Source organism: Aquimarina addita, from assembly GCF_039539305.1.
Classification (GTDB): Bacteria; Bacteroidota; Bacteroidia; order Flavobacteriales; family Flavobacteriaceae; genus Aquimarina; species Aquimarina addita.
This window is the reverse complement of sequence record NZ_BAABCW010000003.1, coordinates 67374-88338: the sequence shown is the minus strand read 5'-3', so window position 1 is coordinate 88338 and position 20965 is coordinate 67374. Positions and strand designations below refer to the sequence as shown.

At 32.0% G+C, this 20965-nt stretch carries 19 protein-coding genes; 6 read left to right on the top strand and 13 right to left on the bottom strand.

The window, feature by feature from the left end:
* Window positions 1-210 precede the first annotated feature (210 nt).
* Window positions 211-2178, top strand: coding sequence for a hypothetical protein (locus ABD816_RS05190; protein ID WP_344925344.1), 1968 nt, complete (start codon window positions 211-213; stop codon window positions 2176-2178).
* 33 nt (window positions 2179-2211) lie between these two features.
* Window positions 2212-2595: a hypothetical protein gene (locus ABD816_RS05185; RefSeq protein WP_344925342.1), complete on the top strand. Its 384-nt coding sequence runs from the start codon at window positions 2212-2214 to the stop codon at window positions 2593-2595.
* A 394-nt stretch (window positions 2596-2989) separates the two neighbouring features.
* Here ABD816_RS05185 and ABD816_RS05180 read toward each other — a convergent pair whose 3' ends face one another.
* Window positions 2990-3766, bottom strand: a complete 777-nt coding sequence (locus ABD816_RS05180) for a zinc ribbon domain-containing protein (RefSeq protein ID WP_344925340.1) — start codon at window positions 3764-3766, stop codon at window positions 2990-2992.
* Between the two features lie 3 nt (window positions 3767-3769).
* Window positions 3770-4864: a Nif3-like dinuclear metal center hexameric protein gene (locus ABD816_RS05175; protein ID WP_344925338.1), complete on the bottom strand. Its 1095-nt coding sequence runs from the start codon at window positions 4862-4864 to the stop codon at window positions 3770-3772.
* Between the two features lie 101 nt (window positions 4865-4965).
* On the opposite strand from ABD816_RS05175, the gene lpxK reads away from it, so the two are divergent.
* A complete protein-coding gene (gene lpxK, locus ABD816_RS05170; RefSeq protein ID WP_344925336.1) occupies window positions 4966-5973 on the top strand; it encodes a tetraacyldisaccharide 4'-kinase in 1008 nt (335 codons plus the stop codon).
* 85 nt (window positions 5974-6058) lie between these two features.
* Here lpxK and ABD816_RS05165 read toward each other — a convergent pair whose 3' ends face one another.
* The 3 genes from ABD816_RS05165 to lipA all read right to left on the bottom strand — a co-directional run bounded on the left by ABD816_RS05165 (window position 6059) and on the right by lipA (window position 10199).
* A complete protein-coding gene (locus ABD816_RS05165) occupies window positions 6059-8209 on the bottom strand; it encodes a tetratricopeptide repeat-containing hybrid sensor histidine kinase/response regulator (protein WP_344925335.1) in 2151 nt (716 codons plus the stop codon).
* An 81-nt stretch (window positions 8210-8290) separates the two neighbouring features.
* Window positions 8291-9295 (bottom strand): type I glyceraldehyde-3-phosphate dehydrogenase, encoded by a 1005-nt coding sequence (gene gap / locus ABD816_RS05160; RefSeq protein ID WP_344925333.1) that lies wholly within the window; start codon window positions 9293-9295, stop codon window positions 8291-8293.
* 28 nt (window positions 9296-9323) lie between these two features.
* A complete protein-coding gene (gene lipA / locus ABD816_RS05155) occupies window positions 9324-10199 on the bottom strand; it encodes a lipoyl synthase (RefSeq protein WP_344925332.1) in 876 nt (291 codons plus the stop codon).
* 486 nt (window positions 10200-10685) lie between these two features.
* On the opposite strand from lipA, the gene ABD816_RS05150 reads away from it, so the two are divergent.
* Window positions 10686-10907: a hypothetical protein gene (locus ABD816_RS05150; RefSeq protein ID WP_344925331.1), complete on the top strand. Its 222-nt coding sequence runs from the start codon at window positions 10686-10688 to the stop codon at window positions 10905-10907.
* Window positions 10908-11167: 260 nt separating this feature from the next.
* On the opposite strand, the gene ABD816_RS05145 is transcribed toward ABD816_RS05150, so the two are convergent.
* The 4 genes from ABD816_RS05145 to ABD816_RS05130 form a co-directional block, all read right to left on the bottom strand.
* Window positions 11168-11740 (bottom strand): RNA polymerase sigma factor, encoded by a 573-nt coding sequence (locus tag ABD816_RS05145; RefSeq protein WP_344925328.1) that lies wholly within the window; start codon window positions 11738-11740, stop codon window positions 11168-11170.
* A 32-nt stretch (window positions 11741-11772) separates the two neighbouring features.
* Complete coding sequence (locus ABD816_RS05140) at window positions 11773-11979, bottom strand: membrane or secreted protein (protein ID WP_344925327.1); 207 nt, start codon at window positions 11977-11979, stop codon at window positions 11773-11775.
* An 83-nt stretch (window positions 11980-12062) separates the two neighbouring features.
* Window positions 12063-13076, bottom strand: a complete 1014-nt coding sequence (gene murB, locus ABD816_RS05135; protein WP_344925325.1) for a UDP-N-acetylmuramate dehydrogenase — start codon at window positions 13074-13076, stop codon at window positions 12063-12065.
* Window positions 13077-13159: 83 nt separating this feature from the next.
* The gene (locus ABD816_RS05130) at window positions 13160-14389 is read right to left on the bottom strand and encodes a pyridoxal phosphate-dependent aminotransferase (protein WP_344925324.1); all 1230 of its coding nucleotides are present in this window, start codon (window positions 14387-14389) and stop codon (window positions 13160-13162) included.
* A 181-nt stretch (window positions 14390-14570) separates the two neighbouring features.
* Between ABD816_RS05130 and ABD816_RS05125 the strand changes: the two genes are divergently transcribed.
* Window positions 14571-15875, top strand: a complete 1305-nt coding sequence (locus tag ABD816_RS05125; protein WP_344925323.1) for an aspartyl protease family protein — start codon at window positions 14571-14573, stop codon at window positions 15873-15875.
* A gap of 104 nt (window positions 15876-15979) precedes the next feature.
* Here the strand turns inward: ABD816_RS05125 and ABD816_RS05120 are convergent, their stop codons facing one another.
* On the bottom strand, window positions 15980-16375 hold the full coding sequence (locus ABD816_RS05120; RefSeq protein ID WP_344925321.1) for a DUF1573 domain-containing protein: 396 nt from the start codon (window positions 16373-16375) through the stop codon (window positions 15980-15982).
* Window positions 16376-16502: 127 nt separating this feature from the next.
* On the opposite strand from ABD816_RS05120, the gene ABD816_RS05115 reads away from it, so the two are divergent.
* A complete protein-coding gene (locus tag ABD816_RS05115) occupies window positions 16503-19133 on the top strand; it encodes a valine--tRNA ligase (RefSeq protein ID WP_344925320.1) in 2631 nt (876 codons plus the stop codon).
* A gap of 119 nt (window positions 19134-19252) precedes the next feature.
* Here the strand turns inward: ABD816_RS05115 and ABD816_RS05110 are convergent, their stop codons facing one another.
* From ABD816_RS05110 to ABD816_RS05100, 3 genes are read right to left on the bottom strand one after another with little or no spacing between them, the layout of a single operon-like run.
* A complete protein-coding gene (locus ABD816_RS05110; protein ID WP_344925319.1) occupies window positions 19253-19519 on the bottom strand; it encodes an acyl-CoA-binding protein in 267 nt (88 codons plus the stop codon).
* Window positions 19520-19524: 5 nt separating this feature from the next.
* A complete protein-coding gene (locus tag ABD816_RS05105; protein ID WP_344925317.1) occupies window positions 19525-20172 on the bottom strand; it encodes a phosphatidylserine decarboxylase family protein in 648 nt (215 codons plus the stop codon).
* A complete protein-coding gene (locus ABD816_RS05100; protein ID WP_344925316.1) occupies window positions 20150-20965 on the bottom strand; it encodes a phosphatidate cytidylyltransferase in 816 nt (271 codons plus the stop codon). Before ABD816_RS05100 ends, ABD816_RS05105 begins: the two co-directional genes overlap by 23 nt.

Genomic DNA, 20965 nt, shown 5'->3' with positions numbered 1-20965 from the left:
GTATCATATTTCAACTATAATAGTATTATAAGAAACAAGAATCAGGATAATGGGATTCTTATTTCTTGATTCGTGCAGCGAAGCGATCTTATTTTAGCTACCTGCGTACCATTTGATAGTGATTGTTTATGAACACTATCTAAGCAAATAGATTTGTAGTAGGGTGTAATAATTTTTTAAAATTGATACGACATCTAGTATCTTTGAACTATGAAAAAAAATGTTCTAATCCATAGTTTTATATTTGTGTTACTACCCATGCTTGTACTGGGTCAAAAACCAAAACAAAAGATTTTTTATTCTTATTCTTGGAATTTTCCGACGGTATTAACATCACAATCCAAATTAGGAATTCTTATTGATGAGACATTAGTACCTATAACTGTTATGTCTGAAGGGGTTTCTAATGGTATAGACGGTCAGTATGCTGAAATGTTTACTAAAATTGAGATTGCATCCAATACTTTTATGGAGCAGTTAGATATTAGGAGTTTTGAAATTGTTCCCATCGAGCAAGCAGAAATAAGATTAAATATTATTCCAAAACCAGGTTTGTTTAAGATCTACGCAGAAGAGTTTAATAGTGGAACTCCAACTTCACCGATTAAAGCATTTTCAGGAAATATTCAATATTCTTATGGAGTAGAAATTAAGATAGAGAATGCTGAAAATGAAATTGTTTTTGAAAAAAAGATTACTAAAAAATCAAATTTATTAAAAATTGAAAGATATAATAAAGCGTTGATACCGTCCGCAAATCAAGCCTTATCGCTTGCTAAGCAGGCTTTTTTATCTAGCCCTACTAATTATGTTCAAAGTGGTAATGGCGAATTTAAAACCATGCTGTATGATGATGTTATAGAGGAAATTCATCAGGCACTGGATGTTCGATATGAGCGCGAAAAATTCTATTTGTATTCATTTAACAAAAAGAAAGGATTTGAACTGGAAGGCATAGCTGCTTCAATTGAAGAATTAGAGGTTATTAATGATTGGAAAGAATCAGAGGATTATGAACAAAAATTACGGGAGATTTTATTGCCTAAAATAGAATTTTGGACACAGGAATCTGCAAAATATAATCCTCAGGATAAAAAGGGGAAAAAAGTTTATTGGGGATTGATGGCAAATATTTCCGGAGCTTATTATGCGCTTGGAGAGTTTCAGAAAGCATTGGATATATATGAAAAACTTAGTGTGGTATCTTACAGGAATGATTATTTATATCTAAAAGAATTTCCTGAAGATAAATCGATTAATAAGAAAAATTATATAGCAAAGGATCAAAATTTTTATAAAAACTATAAAAAGATAGATTTTAGAGGGAATCATAACCCGGATTTTATTGCATATGTAGATAGGAATGAAAACGGCGAAAAAATTGAAAAACAGCAAAAGACAACTGAAGAGCTGGAGATTATAAACAAGAAAATCAAAGTAATATCACAAATCATTACATTAGATTACTATTTCAAGCTATTGGCAGGATCGATACAAAAATTTACTGATGAAAATAAAGAAGGAGTAGGATTTGTTGAAAAAGATGCTTTTTACGTAGAGTTGATAAATCGAGTTTTTGAAGAAACAGAAAAACTAAAAGTAACAGATATTAGTTTTTATGATATGGATGAAAAAATTCTGGTAACTGAAACTATTGAAGCCTTAGTAGAAAGAGCTGAACCGTTGCAAAGAGAATTGGCTATAGAGGATGCAGCTGCTGATCTGTCTACCAAAAATACATTTGAACTACTAGATATGCTTATCGTATCAGTGTCTAAAAATATAGATACAGAAACTCAATTAGTAGCAATATTAGAAAAAAATATCCCTTTATTAACAAAAAAAATCTTCAGACTCTATCCGGATGGTGTCGCAAGGCTATGCTATATGGAGATGTTAGTAGACGAACTTACGACAGGGGGTAAGCTTACATATGCTGATAATACAAAGCTTTATAAGCACGTTTTTAAAGAGTTTAAGAGAACCTATACCTCTCTTTCTTCTTATAAGCAATCTCTTACTAGATATTTACATCACAGTGATGAATATAAGTTAGATAAATTCTTAAAAGTGTACGCAAGTATGTATTTTGAAGATGTTGAGAATATCAATACTAAGTTTAAAAATTCACACGATGAAAAAAGAGTTCTGGATATTTTAAACTTATTCATCAAATAAACTTACTGTCAAATGAAAAAAATAAGTATTATCATGCTTCTGCTTGGAATGATTAGTTGTGGGTCATATGTATACCAGGGAGGTAATAATTATAGTCAAATAGGTAAACCTAATCCTATTATCGAAAAATTTGACTTAGAGGTTCGTGTCTTGAAAATAGAAGAAATAAAGTCAGGTCAAAATAATAAAATTAAAGTTGACTATGAAGTTATTAATAATTCAGAATTATTATTTGAAAAGCCTAAAAAAAGGCATAATATTTTTTTTACGATAACAACAAAGTCTAATAAGGAAATTGGTCATACAGAAAGAATTTATGGAAGAATACCAGCCGGAACATCAATGATAAAAAAAGAAACTATCGATTTATCTATTTATGAATATGCCAGTATTTCTGCTTCTATCTATACGGACTGATTGCATGTAAATTATCATTATTTATGATATTATCTTTTGATAGATTTTATTATGAATGAATTACTTTTATTGTATTATAAACAAATCTGTTAATTCGTGAAGTGAGGTTTTATGTTGTATGTTAATAATAGAAATAATATGTGGCACTAATTCTACTATTAATTTAAGCCCATATTCTCGATGCTTTTTATACTATTTTTTCATTATAAAATAAAATCATAATTATAGCTAACTAAATCTATGCTTGAATTTTATGATTTTAACTAGTAAAAAATTGTTAAAATTATGTAAGTCGATACCAAAAATAGAACAGCTATACGTAGAAGTTCTTGAAGTTTTGAGAATAAAAAAGCCTTAGCAATCGCTAAGGCTTGTATTTTGTGGTAAACAGATGTTATAATTTAGCGAACATGGTTTCCATTTTTTCCTTTTGCTCTTGTGCAAGCTCTTGATCTACTAAAATACGACCACTGTGTTCATCTGTAATAATTTTTTTACGAGAAGCAATTTCCATCTGAACTTGTGGTGGAATTGTAAAGAAAGAACCTCCTGATGCACCACGCTCAATAGGAACGACTGCCAGTCCATTCTTTACATTATTTCGGATTCTTTTGTAGGCAGCGACTAATCTATCTTCTATCTCGTTTTGATAATCTTCTGATTTAGCTAATAAAGCTTTTTCTTCTTTTTCAGTTTCAGCAAGAATATCATCCAGTTCTCCTTTTTTGTGAGAAAGGTGCTTATTTCTTTCTCCAAGACGATCTTTTGTTTGAGTGATGATTTCGTTTTTCTGAATAATCTGAGCCTTAAATTCTTTGATGTGCTTATCCGCCAATTCAATTTCTAATTCCTGAAATTCCATTTCCTTGCTTAGAGAATTGTATTCACGATTATTTCGTACGTTTTTCTGTTGCTCTCCGTATTTTTTAATAAGTACTTTAGCCTCTTCGATTAGATTTTTCTTAGCTTTGATACTTTCATCAATAGTTTCCAGATCTGTATCTAATTTTTCTAATCTTTTATTTAATCCGGCTACTTCGTCTTCAAGATCTTCTACTTCTAATGGTAGTTCTCCGCGTACATTTCTGATCTCATCAACTCTAGAGTCAATTAATTGCAAATCATATAATGCTCTTAATTTTTTCTCAACAGTAACTTCTTTCTTTGCCATGTTTTATATGTATTGAATGGGATTGGTGTTTTTATCCGATAAAATGATTGCAAAATTACTGATTTTTTTTCTAAGATAACTAACAATTAAATTTTTTGTGTACTGTTCGCTCTCATAATGTCCAATATCTGCTAAGATTAGACTTCCTTCTGCTTCATAAAATTGATGATATTTTAGATCAGAAGTAATAAAAACATCTGCTTTTTCTAACTGGGCATTTTTAATAGCAAAACTCCCACTACCTCCTAATACAGCAATTCTTTGGATAGGTTTGCCAAGTAGTGCAGAATGTTTTACACATCCGGTTTTAAAAACTTTTTTTATATGTTTTAAAAAATCGATTTCATCCATCGGCTCCGTAAGATCGCCTACCATACCCATACCAATGTTTTGATTTTTATTTTCTAATGTGATGATTTCATAAGCTACTTCTTCGTAAGAATGGTTTTCAAATAGTGCTTTAAGTACCATACGCTCTGTATGCTTTGGGTAGGTTACCTGTATTTGTATTTCTTCTTCTTGATGTACTTTACCAATTTCTCCAATAGAAGGGGTTGCTTTTTCTGAGGCTCTAAACGTTCCGGTTCCTTTTGAAGAAAAACTACAGTTGTCATAATTCCCGATACTTCCTGCTCCGGCTTCAAATAATTTTGATAATAAGTTATCTGCTTCCGCGATAGGAGCATAAGTGGTTAGTTTTTTTATAGTACCCGATTGAGGAATTAGAATTTTACGATTTATAAGTGACAATTGCTCACACATCATATCATTTACTCCATGCAGCGCATTATCTAAAGCGGTATGAATAGCAAAAATGGCAATATCATGTTTAATAGCTTTTATCACTACCCGTTCTACATAGTTACTACCATTAAATTTTTTGATCCCTTTAAATACGATAGGGTGAAAGCTTACAATAAGGTTGCAATTCTTTTCTATTGCTTCATCTACAACGCTTTCTAATGTATCTAATGTTACCAGAATACCAGTTACTTCTGTATTTTTATTTCCTACTAATAACCCGATATTATCAAAACCTTCTGCGTAAATAGATGGAGCGAGTAATTCTAGGTGTTTTATGACTTCTTTTATTTGCATATATACTTTTGTTTTAAGCTAAATGGAATGTAAAAAAACTTTTGCCAATAATCAAAGTTTCGTTTTATACATTTGTAATTAAGAATACTAATTAATCTGCATTGAATTTATTAAGAAAAATACTCTTACCCTTTGTTCCTTTATATTACTTTGTAACGTGGATCCGAAATCAATTATATGATTTTGGTTTTAAAAAGTCAATATCATATGAGTTTCCGGTAATAGCGGTTGGGAATTTAAGTGTGGGAGGAACCGGAAAATCACCAATGATAGAATATCTGATCAGATTGCTTCGTGAGAAAACAAGATTAGCTACTTTGAGCAGAGGGTATAAAAGGGAGACTAAGGGGTTTCAACTGGCAGATATTCGTTCTACGGTAAAAGAAATAGGGGATGAACCATTACAGTTTAAAGTCAAGTATACAGATGTACTGGTCGGAGTAGACTCTGATAGGCGTAATGGGATAGATAGGTTAAGAAAGCAGAATCCTATGCCTGATGTAATCCTATTAGACGATGCATATCAACATCGTAAAGTAAAAGCGGGTTTGTATATTTTACTAACCGCTTACTATGATCTATATAGTGATGATATTATGTTACCAACAGGTAATTTAAGAGAACCAAAATCCGGAGCCATCAGAGCTGATATTATAGTGGTAACTAAATGTCCAAAAGATATAACGATTCAGAATCAAAATGAAATAGTTAATAAACTAAATATACAACCAAATCAGCAGTTGTTTTTCTCCACTATTGAGTACGGTCAGCAACTGATGAATACATCAGGTAAACTATCTATAGATAGTTTACAGCAAACTCCATTTGTATTAGTCACTGGTATTGCGAATCCATCTTCATTAGTATCATATTATACTTCTTTAGGACTTAATTTTAATCACATAGAATACCCTGATCACTATAATTTTACTAAAAAGGATCTAGAGTCTTTACAAAAGCATTCTTTAATTATAACCACCGAGAAAGATTATATGCGACTAGCTTCTGATTTTTCTGATCAGGTTTTGTGGTATCAACCTATAGAGATGAAGTTTATTGATCAGCAGATGGCATTTGATACTAAAATTATGGAGTTTGTGGAGTGTTAATAAGAAACAGTGTTTAATAAAGAGGCAAGTTTAATTAGCGATATTTTACAGAGCCAGATAAAAGCTAATAAAAATGTAGAGTGTTTTATGAAAGCGCTTTATGTAATTTAGTAAAGAATTCCTCTGTCTTATAAGGTTTTGGTATAATGTCATTAAAGCCATTAGTGTAAAACTCATCTAAGTTGTCATCTAAGGTTACTGCTGTAAGTGCTACAATTGGAATTTCTTTGTCAAATTCCCGAATTAGCTTTGTTGCTTCTATACCGCTGATTCCAGGCATATGAATATCCATAAGAATTAAATCAAATGTATTATTCTTAGCCTTGTTAACTGCCATATCTCCATTGTCAGCAACATCACAGATCATTTTACTTTTTTCTAATATTTTTCTGGTAATCAATTGATTTATCTTATTGTCTTCGACAACGAGTATTCGTTTGTCTACCATGACATCATAATTAATCTTTTTAGCTTCCTCCTGATAGTTAGAAGATTGATCTTTAAAAATTTCAAATTTAAGATCAAAGCTAAATTTAGATCCCTGACCCAATTGGCTTTCCAATTTAATTTCACTATCCATTAATGAAAGTAAATTTTTAACGATGGATAAACCAAGACCTGTACCCCCAAATTTTCTGTTTATTTGAATAGAACCTTGAGTAAAGTTTTCAAAAATACTTTGTTGTTTTTTGTCAGAAATACCTACTCCATTATCTTGAATTTCAAAATTAAGGAATACTTTATTTTCTATTATATTAATAAGTTTTACACGTATCCATATATCTCCATTTTGTGTGAATTTTATGGAATTTCCAATGAGATTAATGAGAATTTGCGAAATTTTTAGCGGATCACCTTTTAGCTTAGATGGAATAGACTTATCAAATTCATAGTGCAACTTATTATTTCTGTCTTTTACAGACTTTCCTAATGCAATTAAAACATCATTAATTCTTTTTTGTAAATTAAATGAGGTATTTTCTATTTCTACCTTATTTGCTTCCAGTTTATTAAGATCAAGAATATTATTAATTAAGGAGAGTAAATATTCACCTGAAAATTTTAGAGAATTAAGATGTTCTTTTTGATTAGGGGTTGGGCTTTCTTCCAGTAAAAGATGTGTAAGTCCGGTTACCGCATATAATGGTGTTCTTAGTTCGTGTGTAATTGTTGATAAAAATTGAACCTTTGCAGCACTTGCTCTTTCAGCATTTTCTTTTGCTAGCATAAGTTCATTGTTTTTATTCTGTAGTAATTCATTTGCTCTGGCCCGTAAGTTATTGTTTTTGTATAATGATAACGTAAGAAGTGATAATATGGTAATTAGTGCAATACTTAAAATAGTGGTTAATCGCCCTAATTTTAATGATTGTTGTTGTTGTTTGTTCTCTTCAGTTAGTTCCTCTATAATAACTTTATTTTCACCTACATTTAGTTTACCCTTCGCGTCCTGAGCAATGATTGTCTTATTAATTTTAGATAAAGAATCCTTAAATCGTTGATGTGATTTCAGATTTTGGAGTGAGGTTTCAAATTCCTTCTTTTTTTCATAAATTTTACTAAATAATTTGAAGCTTTCTGATTGTATCTCAAAATATCTATTTTTTTTACTAATTTCCATAGCAACCTCATTTGTAACGATCGATTCGTCTAAAAGGTTCAATTTCATTTGAGCTATCGCCTTATTGTTGAATAATTTGGCTTTATAATAGAATTGATTAAGGGAGTCAATAGTAGGTAATCCATTATCAAAATATTCAATTGCTTTTTTGGGATCGTCCATAGAAAGTGCTAAGATTCCCAGATTGAGTTTTACAGGACCTTCTAAATCTTTAAGGCTATTTTTTTTAACGATTGTATTAGCTTTATTCAGATAATTCTCTGCAGATTCAAAATTCTTATTCTTAATAGAAATGTACCCAAGTATATTTAATGAATTAGCTAATGCAATATCATCATTTTCTGCCTGTTGTATACTGATAGCATTTGCAATTTGTTCCTTTGCACTTTTTAAATCACCAAGTTCTGTATATAATTCTGCTAATACCTGATTTGTTTTAGCAATATAGATTCTGCTCTGTGCTTGTTGCGTTAGCTCTTTGGCCAGGGTAATATTTTCTAATGCTTGTGCTAATCTGGCTTTGTTTAAAGATTCTGAAGCCTTATTCAGGTATGATTGGATAGAGTCATTTAACAATGTATCCCTAGCAATCTCTTTTGTTTGTGCAGAAATCATTAGGCTACATCCTAGAAGGATTGAAATTATGAAATGTCTGATCTGGATCAAAGTTTTTGGGTTAAATCTCAACTAATATAGTTATTTCTTACAAATGTTACTCATTAAATCAATTATTCTGGTACTATAGGCAGCTTCGTTATCATACCAACCTATAATTTTTACCATTTTACCAATAACGGATGTCATCAGTGAATCAAAAATACAAGAATGAGGGTTGCCTATAATATCTACAGATACTATGGGATCTTCTGTATATGATAAAATTCCTTTTAAATATGATGCTGAAGCTTGTTTAAAAGCATTATTAATTTCTGTTATAGAGGTTTCTCGTTGAACATTAAAAGTAATATCTGTTAGTGATCCATTAGGTACAGGTACTCTGATACCACATCCTCCAATAACATCACTAAGCGTTGGAAAAATTTTAGTTAATGCTTTTGCTGCTCCCGTAGTTGTGGGTACAATTGATTGTCCGGCTGCTCTGGCGCGTCTTAGATCACGATGAGGTTGATCGTGTAGGCTTTGATCTGTGGTGTAACTATGTATAGTAGTTATATATGCTTGTTCTATACCACATAGGTCATTAACAACCTTAATCATAGGCGCCGCATTGTTTGTAGTACAGGAAGCATTGGAGATAATCGTCTCTGATCCATCTAGCATATCATTATTTACGCCCATCACAATTGTTTGTATGCTGTCCTCTAGAGGAGGAGCAGAAAGAATTACTTTTTTTGCCCCAGCATTGATATGTTTTTGAGCGGTCTCTCTGGTCTTAAACTTACCAGTAGCTTCTATTACAATATCAATATTGTATTTTTTCCATTTACAATCTTCAGGTTTCTTATCGTTTAATAGAGGAATTTTTTTGGTGTTGACAACTATAGAGTCTTGGGTATAAGATACATCATGTGTCAATACTCCATGGATACTATCATATTTAAGAAGATGGCTAAGCGTTTTAGCGTCTGCAAGATCATTGATGGCAACTACTTCAATGGTTGGGTGGTTAATCAATAGTCGAAAGAGTGTACGACCTATTCTTCCAAAACCATTTATGGCAATTCTTAGAGGTGTGTCCATTAAAAAGTACTTAATTTATAGATAGTAATTAGGTAAGGTGTTTTTGAGCCTTGTATGATGAGCGTACCAAAGCTCCACTTTCTACATGTCTAAACCCCATCTCAAGCCCTATTTTCTCATATTTCTGAAATTGATCCGGAGTAATAAATTCTTTAACAGGTAAATGTTTTTTACTAGGTTGAAGATATTGACCGATAGTAATAATATCTAATTTGATAGCTCTTAAGTCCTCCATAGTTTTAATAACTTCTTCTTCTTTTTCTCCAAGCCCTAACATTATACCACTTTTAGTTCTTTCAATTCCGTTGTCTTTAAGATATTTAAGAACTTGTAAACTTTGTTCGTATTTTGCTTGTATACGTACTTCTCTGGTTAATCTTTTCACAGTTTCCATATTATGAGAAACAACCTCCGGTTTTACAGCTATAATTCGATCTATATTTTTGATCTTTCCCTGAAAGTCAGGAATAAGAGTTTCTAATGTAGTATTAGGATTCATTCTTCTAATAGCCTGAATCGTTTCTGCCCATATAATAGAACCTCCATCAGCTAAGTCATCTCTGTCTACAGAGGTGACAACGGCATGTTTGATATTCATAAGTTTAATGGATCTGGCAACTTTTTCTGGTTCTTCCCAGTCCACCGTTTCCGGTCGTCCGGTTTTTACTCCACAAAAACCACAAGATCTGGTGCAAATATTACCTAATATCATAAAGGTAGCAGTACCTTCGCTCCAGCATTCACCCATATTAGGACAGCTACCAGATGTACATATAGTATGAAGGTTATATTTGTCTACTAAGCCTCGTAGTTCTGTGTATTTTTTTCCAGTAGGTAATTTAACACGTAACCATTTTGGTTTCCCTTTAGAGATAGTTGTTGTTTGCTGGATATCCGTATTCATATTCAGTGCTTTTTTAGCAAAAATACGAAGAAAGCATCTATTAGTAAGAAGTTTTATGTAAACTTAAAACATTATGATAGCTCACGGGAATAGTTTTTTTAAAAATCGTCGATTTTTGCATGATTAATTAGGGTATGCTCCCTTTGTGTGGTTCGTTTATTCCCTGATATCTTAGTTTAAAAGGGTGAAATAATTGATTTTACTAATGGTATAGTAATTATTTTTCTCAGTATGAAGAGGATGTGTGTTTTGTTTTAAATATTTGATTTACAAATAGTTATTTTGTTTTCTAAGGCTGATTATATTTATGTTTAAAATAAAATTACGGTATAACCGTATTTTTATTAAGGTTTTTGTATTGTTATTATGATTTCTTTTATTATTTTTGACTTATATACTTATAAGCACATATGCTTTAGGGAATTATCAAAGTTAACGTAACCCCATTTTTTTTATTATTTAGAAAAAAGTTAAAAGTTAAAAATCATGTCAACAGATCAGAAACAATTAGAGAAAAGTAGAAAAAGAGTAGAGAAGTGGTTAATGAATAACAAAGCATTCATTAATATCACAGGAATTGAAAAACATATATCCGCTCCAAAAGGATTGGTGCAAAAGTTTATCAAATATGATAAAAAAATTAATGATAAGTGGATAGAGCCTTTACACGGAGTTATAAAAGAAATCTCCTCTTTTAGTCTAAGATAATTATAAAATTTTAGAGTAAGGATTTCATTCTTTTTAAAGTTGTTATTCAGGGCTTAATGTATTCTTAAAACATTATAACTATTATGTGTTTAAGTGAGAAGTGTCGCAAGATGTAAGTTTTGCGGCATTTTTTTTACCTAAATATTTGTAGAATTTCAGTAGTCTTGATAATAATTATTTTGGCTTTACTTAAGTTTTGTTTTTATTTAAAACGGAACCAGACTGGTATATGAGAATTAATTTTTGTGTAAGATTGATATTTAGTTAGCCTTTTTGTTTGTGATTATTTCTGATAGTAATTTTCTAGCTCTTAATAGTTTTATTTTTACATTATTCATAGGCTCATCAAGCACTTCAGCAATTTCTTTATAGCTTAATTCCTGAAAATATCTAAGGTTAATTATTTCTTGATAATGTGGTTTTAGTTGTTTAATGTATCTAAGTAATTGAGCAAGATTTTGTTCTGTAATTAATTTGTCTTCCGGAGTAGGAGTGTCATCTATTATCTTATATACTGTGTCATCAACTACCAAAGTGGTTTTAGAGCGTATAGAGGCATTCTTTTTTCTTAGTAAATCAATATGGATATTTTTAGAAATCTGAATTATCCAGGTTTTAAACGTGTATTTTTCGTCAAAACTATCTATTTTGTCAAATGCTCTGGAGAAGCTTTGGATAGTAATATCTTCTGCTTCATATTCATTTTTAGTCCTTTTTAATTGAAAATTATAAACGTCGTTCCAAAAAGTATCTAATAAATAGTTGAAAGAAGACTGTTTACCTTGCTTGGCTAAAGTTATATGTTCTAATAAGGATGTAGGCTCTTTTTCCAATAGATTACTGTTGAAGTATAAGTAAATACTTCTTAGTTAGCGTGTTCATCTTCATTACAATTAGCATATTGATCAGGAGTTTTGCCGCATAGAGAACAGGATTCTCCTTCCGTATTTAAAAATGGACTTTGGCTAGCGCAGGTGCCAGCAAATTTTCCATCTTTTTTTGCCCATATTTTAATGGCAATTCCCGCAACGGCAAGTAATAAAAGAATTATAGTAAATAATATCAGTTTCATGGCGTACTATATCTAAAATTTATGCAAAGATACAAAGAAAATATTGGTGTAATGAAAGCATGCAAAATCGTATGGGAAAACATTTATATAATATTGACTTCGATTTCTAAAGTAATATTAAATTTCTCCAGAATGGTTTTTTGAATTTTTTTAGAAAGTTCTAAGAGTTCATTGCCTGTAGCATTATTGTAATTTACCAGAACCAGTGCTTGTTTGGCGTGCACACCAGCATCTCCCCATCGTTTTCCTTTAAAACCACATTGCTCAATTAACCAGCCAGCAGGTACTTTGATAGTTTCTTTATCTATTTTATAAGAAGGAATATCTGGATAAGATGCTTGTAATACTGAAAATGCCTGAGCAGAAATGACAGGATTTTTAAAAAAACTCCCACTATTCCCTATTTCTGATGGATCCGGAAGTTTACTTTTTCTTATACCAATAACAGTATCGGCAATATCCTTAATTGTTGGATTTATAATATTTTTATCAGTTAGTGCTTTTTCAATTGCACCATACTGGGTATTTAGGATGTGGTTTTGAGTAGTGAGTCTAAAGGTAACTTTGGAAATAATGTATTTTCCTTTTACCTCGTTTTTGAAGATTGAATTACGGTATCCAAAGTTGCAGTCTGCATTAGAAAATATTACTTTATTACCTGATTGTATATCAAGTGCCTCGCAACTTACAAAGGTGTCTTTAAGTTCAGTACCATAGGCACCTATATTTTGAATAGGAGCACTCCCTACATAACCAGGGATTAAAGATAAGTTTTCTAAACCTCCATAATTATGTTGTATACAGAATTGCACAAATTCATGCCAGTTTTCACCGGCATTAGCAGTTACAAGCACTGTTGTGTCAGATTCTAATTCTGTAGAGATTCCTTTGATCGCAATATGGACTACTAACTTGTCAAGATTTTTAGTTAGCAACATATTGCTCCCTCCGCTTAGCACAAAGATTTCCTGACTTCGAGAAGAGCTTAAAACATTAATAAGTTCTGCTTCTGAGGTAATCGTGTTAAATTCTGAAGCGATTACGTCGATTCCAAAAGTATTATAAGCTTTGAGAGATTTTTGATACTCTGTTTTCAAATGAATTGATTTAGGTTATCATTAATTTTTAAATAGTGTGATACAAATTTAAGATTTCTAATTTATGCTGATTGTGATCATTTTTATGTAAGTAATGTGCTCTGTGTTGTTACAGTAGATTCCTGGAGGGTATATTTTTCTAACCCTAGTTTTAATATATGAACTGCTTTTTTAAGATCTCTTCTGTTTAAAACATAAGCAATCCTTACTTGATTCAACCCTACATTCGCACTGGAATAGAATCCAGAAGCTGGAGCAACCATAACAGTCTGTTTATCCACATCAAAATCATCTAATAACCATTTTGCAAAATGATCCGCGTTTGATACAGGTAATTGTGCTATGCAATAGAATGCCCCTTTTGGCATAGCTACTTTTACACCAGGGATTTGTCTTAATTCTTGCACGAGGGTGTTTCTTCTTTCTTTGTATTTGTCTATAGTGTCCGTATAATAAGAATCTGGAGCTTCCAGAGCAGCCTCACTTGCAATTTGTGCAAAGGTAGGAGGGCTTAGTCTTGCCTGAGCGAATTTCATAGCTGTTTCCATGACACTTTTGTTTTTACTAACCAGGCAACCAATTCTTGCACCACACATACTATATCGCTTAGATACAGAATCGACTACTATCGCATGATCATCTAATTCTGTCTCTTGTAGTATAGAATAATGTTCTGAACCGTCATATACGAATTCTCGATATACTTCATCAGATATTAAGAATACATCATGCTTAATGGCTAATGCTGCTAATTGCTTAATCTCATCCTTACTATATAGGTACCCAGTAGGATTGCCAGGATTACAAATTAATATGGCTTTTGTTTTTGGAGTAATTAATTTTTCGAAATTCTTTATTGGAGGTAATGCAAAATCATCTTCAATTTTAGAAATAACAGGAACCACTGTTATAGTTGATTGTGTTGAAAAACTATAGTAATTTGCATAAAAAGGTTCTGGGACAATGATTTCATCTCCTGGATCAGTGATACTGCCCATAGTAAAAATCAATGCTTCACTACCACCTGTAGTAACTAAAATATCATCTGATGAAATAGTGATATCATGTTTAGCATAATAGCCAGCAAGCTTATCTCTGAAACTTTCAAAACCGGCTGAATGACTATAAGCAAGTACTTCTAATTTGTGATTTCTCACAGCTTCCATCGCTTCTGTAGGTGTTTTTATATCAGGTTGACCGATATTAAGATGATAGATGTGTTTGCCTTCTCTTACGGCTTTTTCTGCAAAAGGAGCTAATTTACGAATCGGCGATTCGGGCATTGCTTTACCTTTTCTTGATACAACAGGCATTCGTTAGTTTTTAAAAATTTCAAAATAGTGACAAATTTCCAAAATAATTTAGTATTTAAGTTTATTATTCTCAGGAATTTTCAACTATTTTTTTATATTTAGTATAATGAAGATTTTATACTTGAATTTTTATCATTTTCTTAAGACAAACACCTTTATTCTATTTTTAATGATCTCTTTTATGTGTTATACACAAAAAGGATTCGAATTTCAAGAGAAGATAAGGAAGGATAGGTTTAAATTTACATTGGTCAATAATCTAATTATTATTCCGGTTACTCTCAATGGCTTGGAGTTATCCTTCATTTTAGATACAGGCGTAGGTGGTACTATTTTATTCAGCTTAGATAAAAAGGAGTCTTTAGAATTAAATAATGTATCAAAAATATTTATAAGAGGGTTTGGGAATGATGATCCTGTAGAAGCTATCAAATCAACAAATAACAGATTAAGTATTGGAAATGCGATTAGCAGTAATCATACCGTGTATATGGTTTTTGATGATTCTATTAATTTTTCATCCCAGATGGGGTTTCCTGTTCACGGTATTATTGGATATGATTTTTTTAAGGATTTTGTTGTTGATATTAACTATACAAAGAAATTAATCAAAATCCATGACCCTGAAACTTATACTTATAAACCTTGTAAAAAATGTTATGACACAGGCTTAGATCTTACTCACGGAAGAAAAAGACCTTTAATACAGATGAGGTGTAAAACGAATGAAGGTATTACAGATGTAAACCTCTTATTAGACTCTGGTTCTGGTTCTGCATTGTGGTTATTCGAAAACAAAAAAAGAGGTATTCATATCCCAAAAAAATCTTTTGATGATTTCTTAGGGAAAGGTTTTAATGGAGATATATATGGTAAAAAAACAAAGATAGACCGTTTTTATATTGGTGATTTTGAGCTTAAAGAAGTGACAACTTCTTTTCCTGATTCTCTTTATACTAACGGTGTTTATTTACACAATCGCCATGGTTCTATAGGAGGAAGTCTTCTAAAAAGGTTCAACCTGATCATCGATTACCCTAACAGTAAAATTTCATTTAGAAAGAATAGTGGCTTTTCTAAGCCATTTTATTATAATATGAGTGGATTAACAATAGAGCATAGTGGAGTAAGGGTATTAAAAGATTATAATATCCGTAAAGCTACCTCACGCCCATCATTAGAATTTCTTAATAAAGAGGAGGGTAAAATAATAAAAGAAGTACTCAAGGCAGATGTAGGAGGTTTTATATATGCATTGCATCCAACATATAAAGTATCAGATGTAAGACCGGATTCTCCTGCTGATATTGCAGGTCTAAAAGAAGATGATGAAATTTTGGAAATAAACGGTAAAGCATCTCATCATTATACATTATCCGCTATAAATGATCTTTTTTATTCTGAAGCAGGAAAAAGGATTAAAATAAAAGTTCAACGATTAGGAGTAATCATTAATTATACATTTAGATTAAAAAAAGTGATATAAATAAATCAATGGTATGTCAACTTATTTCAGGATGGGACATAATGATATAAAAAAAAGTCTTACCGGCTGCAGTAAGACTTTTTCTATAAATTTCTAAGTACGCTTTAATTCTTTTTTTCTAGTACACTTTTACTATCTAAAATAGTTCCCTTAATCTTAAGAGCTAAGGTTTCTTCTGATGCATTAGAGTATACAGATATTGTTTTACGTATAGGACCTACTCGTTTTGTGTCATATTTTACTTCTATAACTCCACTTTTACCTGGTGCTATAGGTCCTTCGGGCTTTTTAGGAATTGTGCATCCACAGCTGGAATATACTCTAGAAATAATTAAAGGAGCATCTCCTGTATTGGTGAATTCGAATTGACGAACACCATTACTACCTTTAGCAATCTCGCCATAATCTACTACTTCTGATTTAAATTCTATTTTAGCTTTCTGAGCATTTATAGTAGCTCCAAGAAGACCTATACATAAAATCATCATAATTTTTTTCATAACCATCGGTTTTAAATAAAGTGTAAAAGTACTACTTTTTATCCAACTGCAAAATTGCAAAAGACTTTCACGTTGTCGGATATAATAATTACTTTTGCCTTTTAAAAATCAAAAACCAGACCAAAGTATGGGGTTAGAAGGAAAATACGATTCGCAATCGGTAGAAGAAAAGTGGTATAAATACTGGATGGAAAATAATTATTTTCATTCTGAAGTAGATGATAGAGAAGCGTATACAATAGTCATTCCTCCTCCTAATGTTACTGGTGTTTTGCATATGGGTCATATGCTTAATAATACAATTCAGGATGTATTAATAAGAAAAGCACGACTTAAGGGATTTAATGCTTGCTGGGTGCCAGGAACGGATCATGCTTCTATTGCTACAGAGGCTAAAGTAGTAGCCAAATTAAAAGAAGATGGTATTGATAAGAATGATCTTACCCGAGAGGAATTTTTGGAACATGCATGGGAATGGACTCATAAACATGGTGGGATTATTCTGGAACAGCTTAAGAAACTAGGAGCATCTTGTGATTGGGATCGAACGGCGTTTACTATGGATGACAATCTGTCTGCATCTGTAATAAAAGTATTTGTAGATTTGTATAAAAAAGGGCTGATTTATAGAGGTTACCGCATGGTGAACTGGGATCCTGAAGCAAAAACTACATTGTCTGATGAAGAAGTTATCTATGAGGAGAAACAAGGCAATCTTTATTACTTAAAATACAAAATAGAAGGAAGTGATGATACGTTAACAATTGCAACGACGCGTCCTGAGACTATCATGGGAGATACTGCGATATGTATTAATCCTAATGATGAACGTTTTACTCATCTTAAAGGTAAAAAGGCGATAGTACCAATTGTAAATCGTTCTATCCCGATTATAGAAGATGAATATGTGGATATTGAGTTTGGTACAGGTTGTCTTAAAGTTACTCCTGCTCATGATATAAATGATAAAACATTAGGTGATAAGCACGGGTTAGAAGTTATTGATATTTTTAATGAAGATGCAACGCTTAATTCTTTTGGGATGCATTATGAAGGTAAAGATCGCTTTGTAGTTCGTAAGGAGATTGTAAAGGAATTAAAAGAGATAGGAGTATTAGAAAAAACCGAAACGCATCTTAATAAAGTAGGAACCAGTGAACGTACTAAAGCCGTAATTGAACCTAGATTAAGTGATCAATGGTTCTTAAAAATGAAAGATTTAGCACAGCCAGCACTAGATGCTGTTCTGGAGCAAGACGTTCGTTTAGTTCCGGAAAAATTTATAAGTACGTATCGGTATTGGATGGAAAATGTGAGAGATTGGAATATCTCACGTCAGCTATGGTGGGGACATCAGATTCCAGCTTATTTCTATGGAGATGGCAAAGAAGATTTTGTAGTTGCAGAAAGCCGATCAGAAGCTTTGCAATTAGCAAAAGAAAAAACTAATAATGCTGCCTTGACAGATGCAGACCTGATACAGGATGCGGATGCGCTGGATACGTGGTTCTCTTCCTGGTTATGGCCAATGAGTGTTTTTAACGGAATTCTGGAACCTGATAATAAAGAGATTAATTATTACTATCCAACAAATGATTTGGTAACCGCTCCCGAGATTTTATTCTTTTGGGTGGCACGTATGATTATCGCTGGTTATGAATATAGAAAAGAGAAACCTTTTACTAATGTATATCTAACAGGTATTGTAAGGGATAAGCAACGACGTAAAATGTCTAAATCTCTGGGCAATTCTCCAGATCCATTAGATCTGATAGCTCAATATGGCGCAGATGGTATCCGCGTAGGTATGTTATTGAGTTCTCCAGCAGGAAATGACCTGATGTTTGATGAGGACCTCTGTAAGCAGGGGAGTGCTTTTGTAAATAAGATATTTAATGCTGCAAAGCTAATTACCGGATGGGAAGTAGATAATACAATAAAACAGCCTACGTCTTCTGCAATTGCTATTACTTGGTATAAGGCTAGATTCCAACAAGCTTTAGTAGCTCTGGAGGATAATTATGATAAATATCGCATCAGTGATGCTTTAATGATTACATATAAGCTAATATGGGATGATTTTTGTAGTTGGTTTCTGGAGATGATCAAACCAGCGTATCAAGCTCCGATTGATGCTACATCATATCAAGAAGTACTTGCAATTTTAGAAGATAATTTAAAAATTTTACATCCCTTTGTCCCTTTTATTTCAGAAGAAATCTGGCAACACATTGATGATCGTACGACAGAAGAAGCATTGATCATTTCCAGTTGGCCGAAAAAAGCTGTGATAGAAGAGGAGTTTATTCAAGAATTTACGATAGCTGCAGATGTTATTTCTGGAATTAGGACGATCAGAAAAGAGAAGAATATTTCGTTTAAAGAAACTATAGAATTATCTGTGTTAAATCACGATAATACAAATGATAGATTTGATCCAATTATTACTAAACTTGGGAATCTTTCATCTTTGGATTATGTAGAAAAAAAGGTAGAGGGAGCACTTTCTTTTAGGGTAAAATCTAATGAATATTTTATTCCAATTACGGGTGCTATAAATGTAGAGGAAGAAATCGAAAAACTGACTAAAGAATTAGTTCGGGCAGAAGGATTTTTAAAATCGGTACAAAAGAAATTACAGAATGAACGTTTTGTAAATAATGCACCAGAGCAGGTAATTACTTTAGAGCGAAAAAAACAATCAGATGCTGAAGCTACCATAGAAACATTAAAATCTAGTTTAGCGAGTCTTAAGTAACTGATGTTTTAAAGTTGCAAAGTTGAGAGCGTTTTTTTAAAGACTCTTGATTTTGCGGCTTTATTCATATGGTTTAGCAATTAAGGTTGTCTAAAACGCTATGATTCTGATAACTGGATCTAGTCGGTAATGTATTGATTGACAAGCTCAATGTATTTAAGCTTGGCCTCGTCTGGAGTAAGGTTTTTTACCTGTAGTAAGGCATTAAGCTTAAAAGCATTTCTAAGTTCTATATTTCCTGATGGGGTATAGAAATCTTCTGTATGAGTGCCATGTTTATAATATGCATAGAAATGAAGCATAATATCAGGAGGTAATTCAATAGCAGTATTGCTCGCTTTTTCGAAAGCTTTTAGGAATTCGATATGTAGTTCCTCTTTGTTCATACATATTATATACTAGCAATAATGCTTTCTCCTCCTTTTACTTTTTGATGCAGAGCTACTTTTATTTCTGTCCCTATGGGTAAAAACACGTCAACTCTGGAGCCAAATTTGATAAAACCACTATCCGCTCCTTGAATTACTTTCTGACCTTCCTGAGCATAATTCACAATTCTTTTGGCAAGTGCTCCTGCTATTTGTCTGTATAGAATTTCTACTTTGTTGTTTTTTACAACTACGGTAGTTCTCTCGTTTTCTTCAGAGGCTTTAGGATGCCAGGCAACTAAATATTTGCCAGGATGGTATTTGCTGAATTTTACTTCTCCAGCTATAGGGTGTCTGGTCACGTGTACATTAAGTGGCGACATAAAGACGGATACCTGAATCATTTCTTTTTTAAAAAATTCTTTTTCAAACACCTCTTCAATTACAACTACTTTGCCATCTACTGGTGATACTACGGTAGCTTCATTTGTGTTTGTTTCCCTTTTAGGATTTCTAAAAAATTGTAAAATAAGTATCAGAAAAGCTAGTGTGATCAGAAAAATCGAAAAAATCCAGTAATCTAATTGAATAGCGACATAAGAAGCCACATTAATACCTAAAAAAAGTACTATTGCAATTGATATTATTTTATAACCTTCCTTGTGAAACATACGTAATTATTAGTAAAAATAAATATAGAAACGGACTTGCAAATATAATGCTATCTAATCTGTCAAAGATACCACCGTGTCCTGGCATTATTGATCCGCTATCTTTAACTCCTGCTTGTCTTTTAAATTTAGATTGTATAAGATCGCCTAGTGTACCAAAAATACTCATAATTAAGCTTATAATCAACCAAATTGGTATGGATAATGAATCTGTGTAGAGAGCAATAAGATAACCTGCTATTAATGTGAAGCATAAGCCCCCTACAAACCCTTCTATAGTTTTCTTGGGAGATATCCGTTCTAATAATTTATGTTTTCCAAAGTTTTTGCCAACCAAATAAGCAAAAGAATCATTAATCCAAATCATAAATAGGGCTGTTACAATAATAGTCCGATCGTATACTCCATTATAAAAAGGGATTAATGTCAAAAATACAATAGAAGTCATCAGGAAAAATATACTTGTTAGGTATTTCCTTTTTTCAAACATAGGGATGATCCTGATGGTTACCAGATCTCTGACTAAAAATAATTGTGTAATGATTGTAAATGCGAGTAATATAATCGTTACAAATAAAGGTACCTTTACTAGATGAAAAAGCGCTAAAAATCCAAGAAAAACACCGTACAGCCATAATTTTTTAAGATGTATTAGTTTCTGAAATTCATATATACATAGAATACCAAATAATAAGAATACTATTATAAAAGTATATTCTGATAGGTATATGGACGTAAGTAAAATCGTGATGTAAAGTAATCCCGATAAAGATCTTGTAAGCAGTTCCTTCAT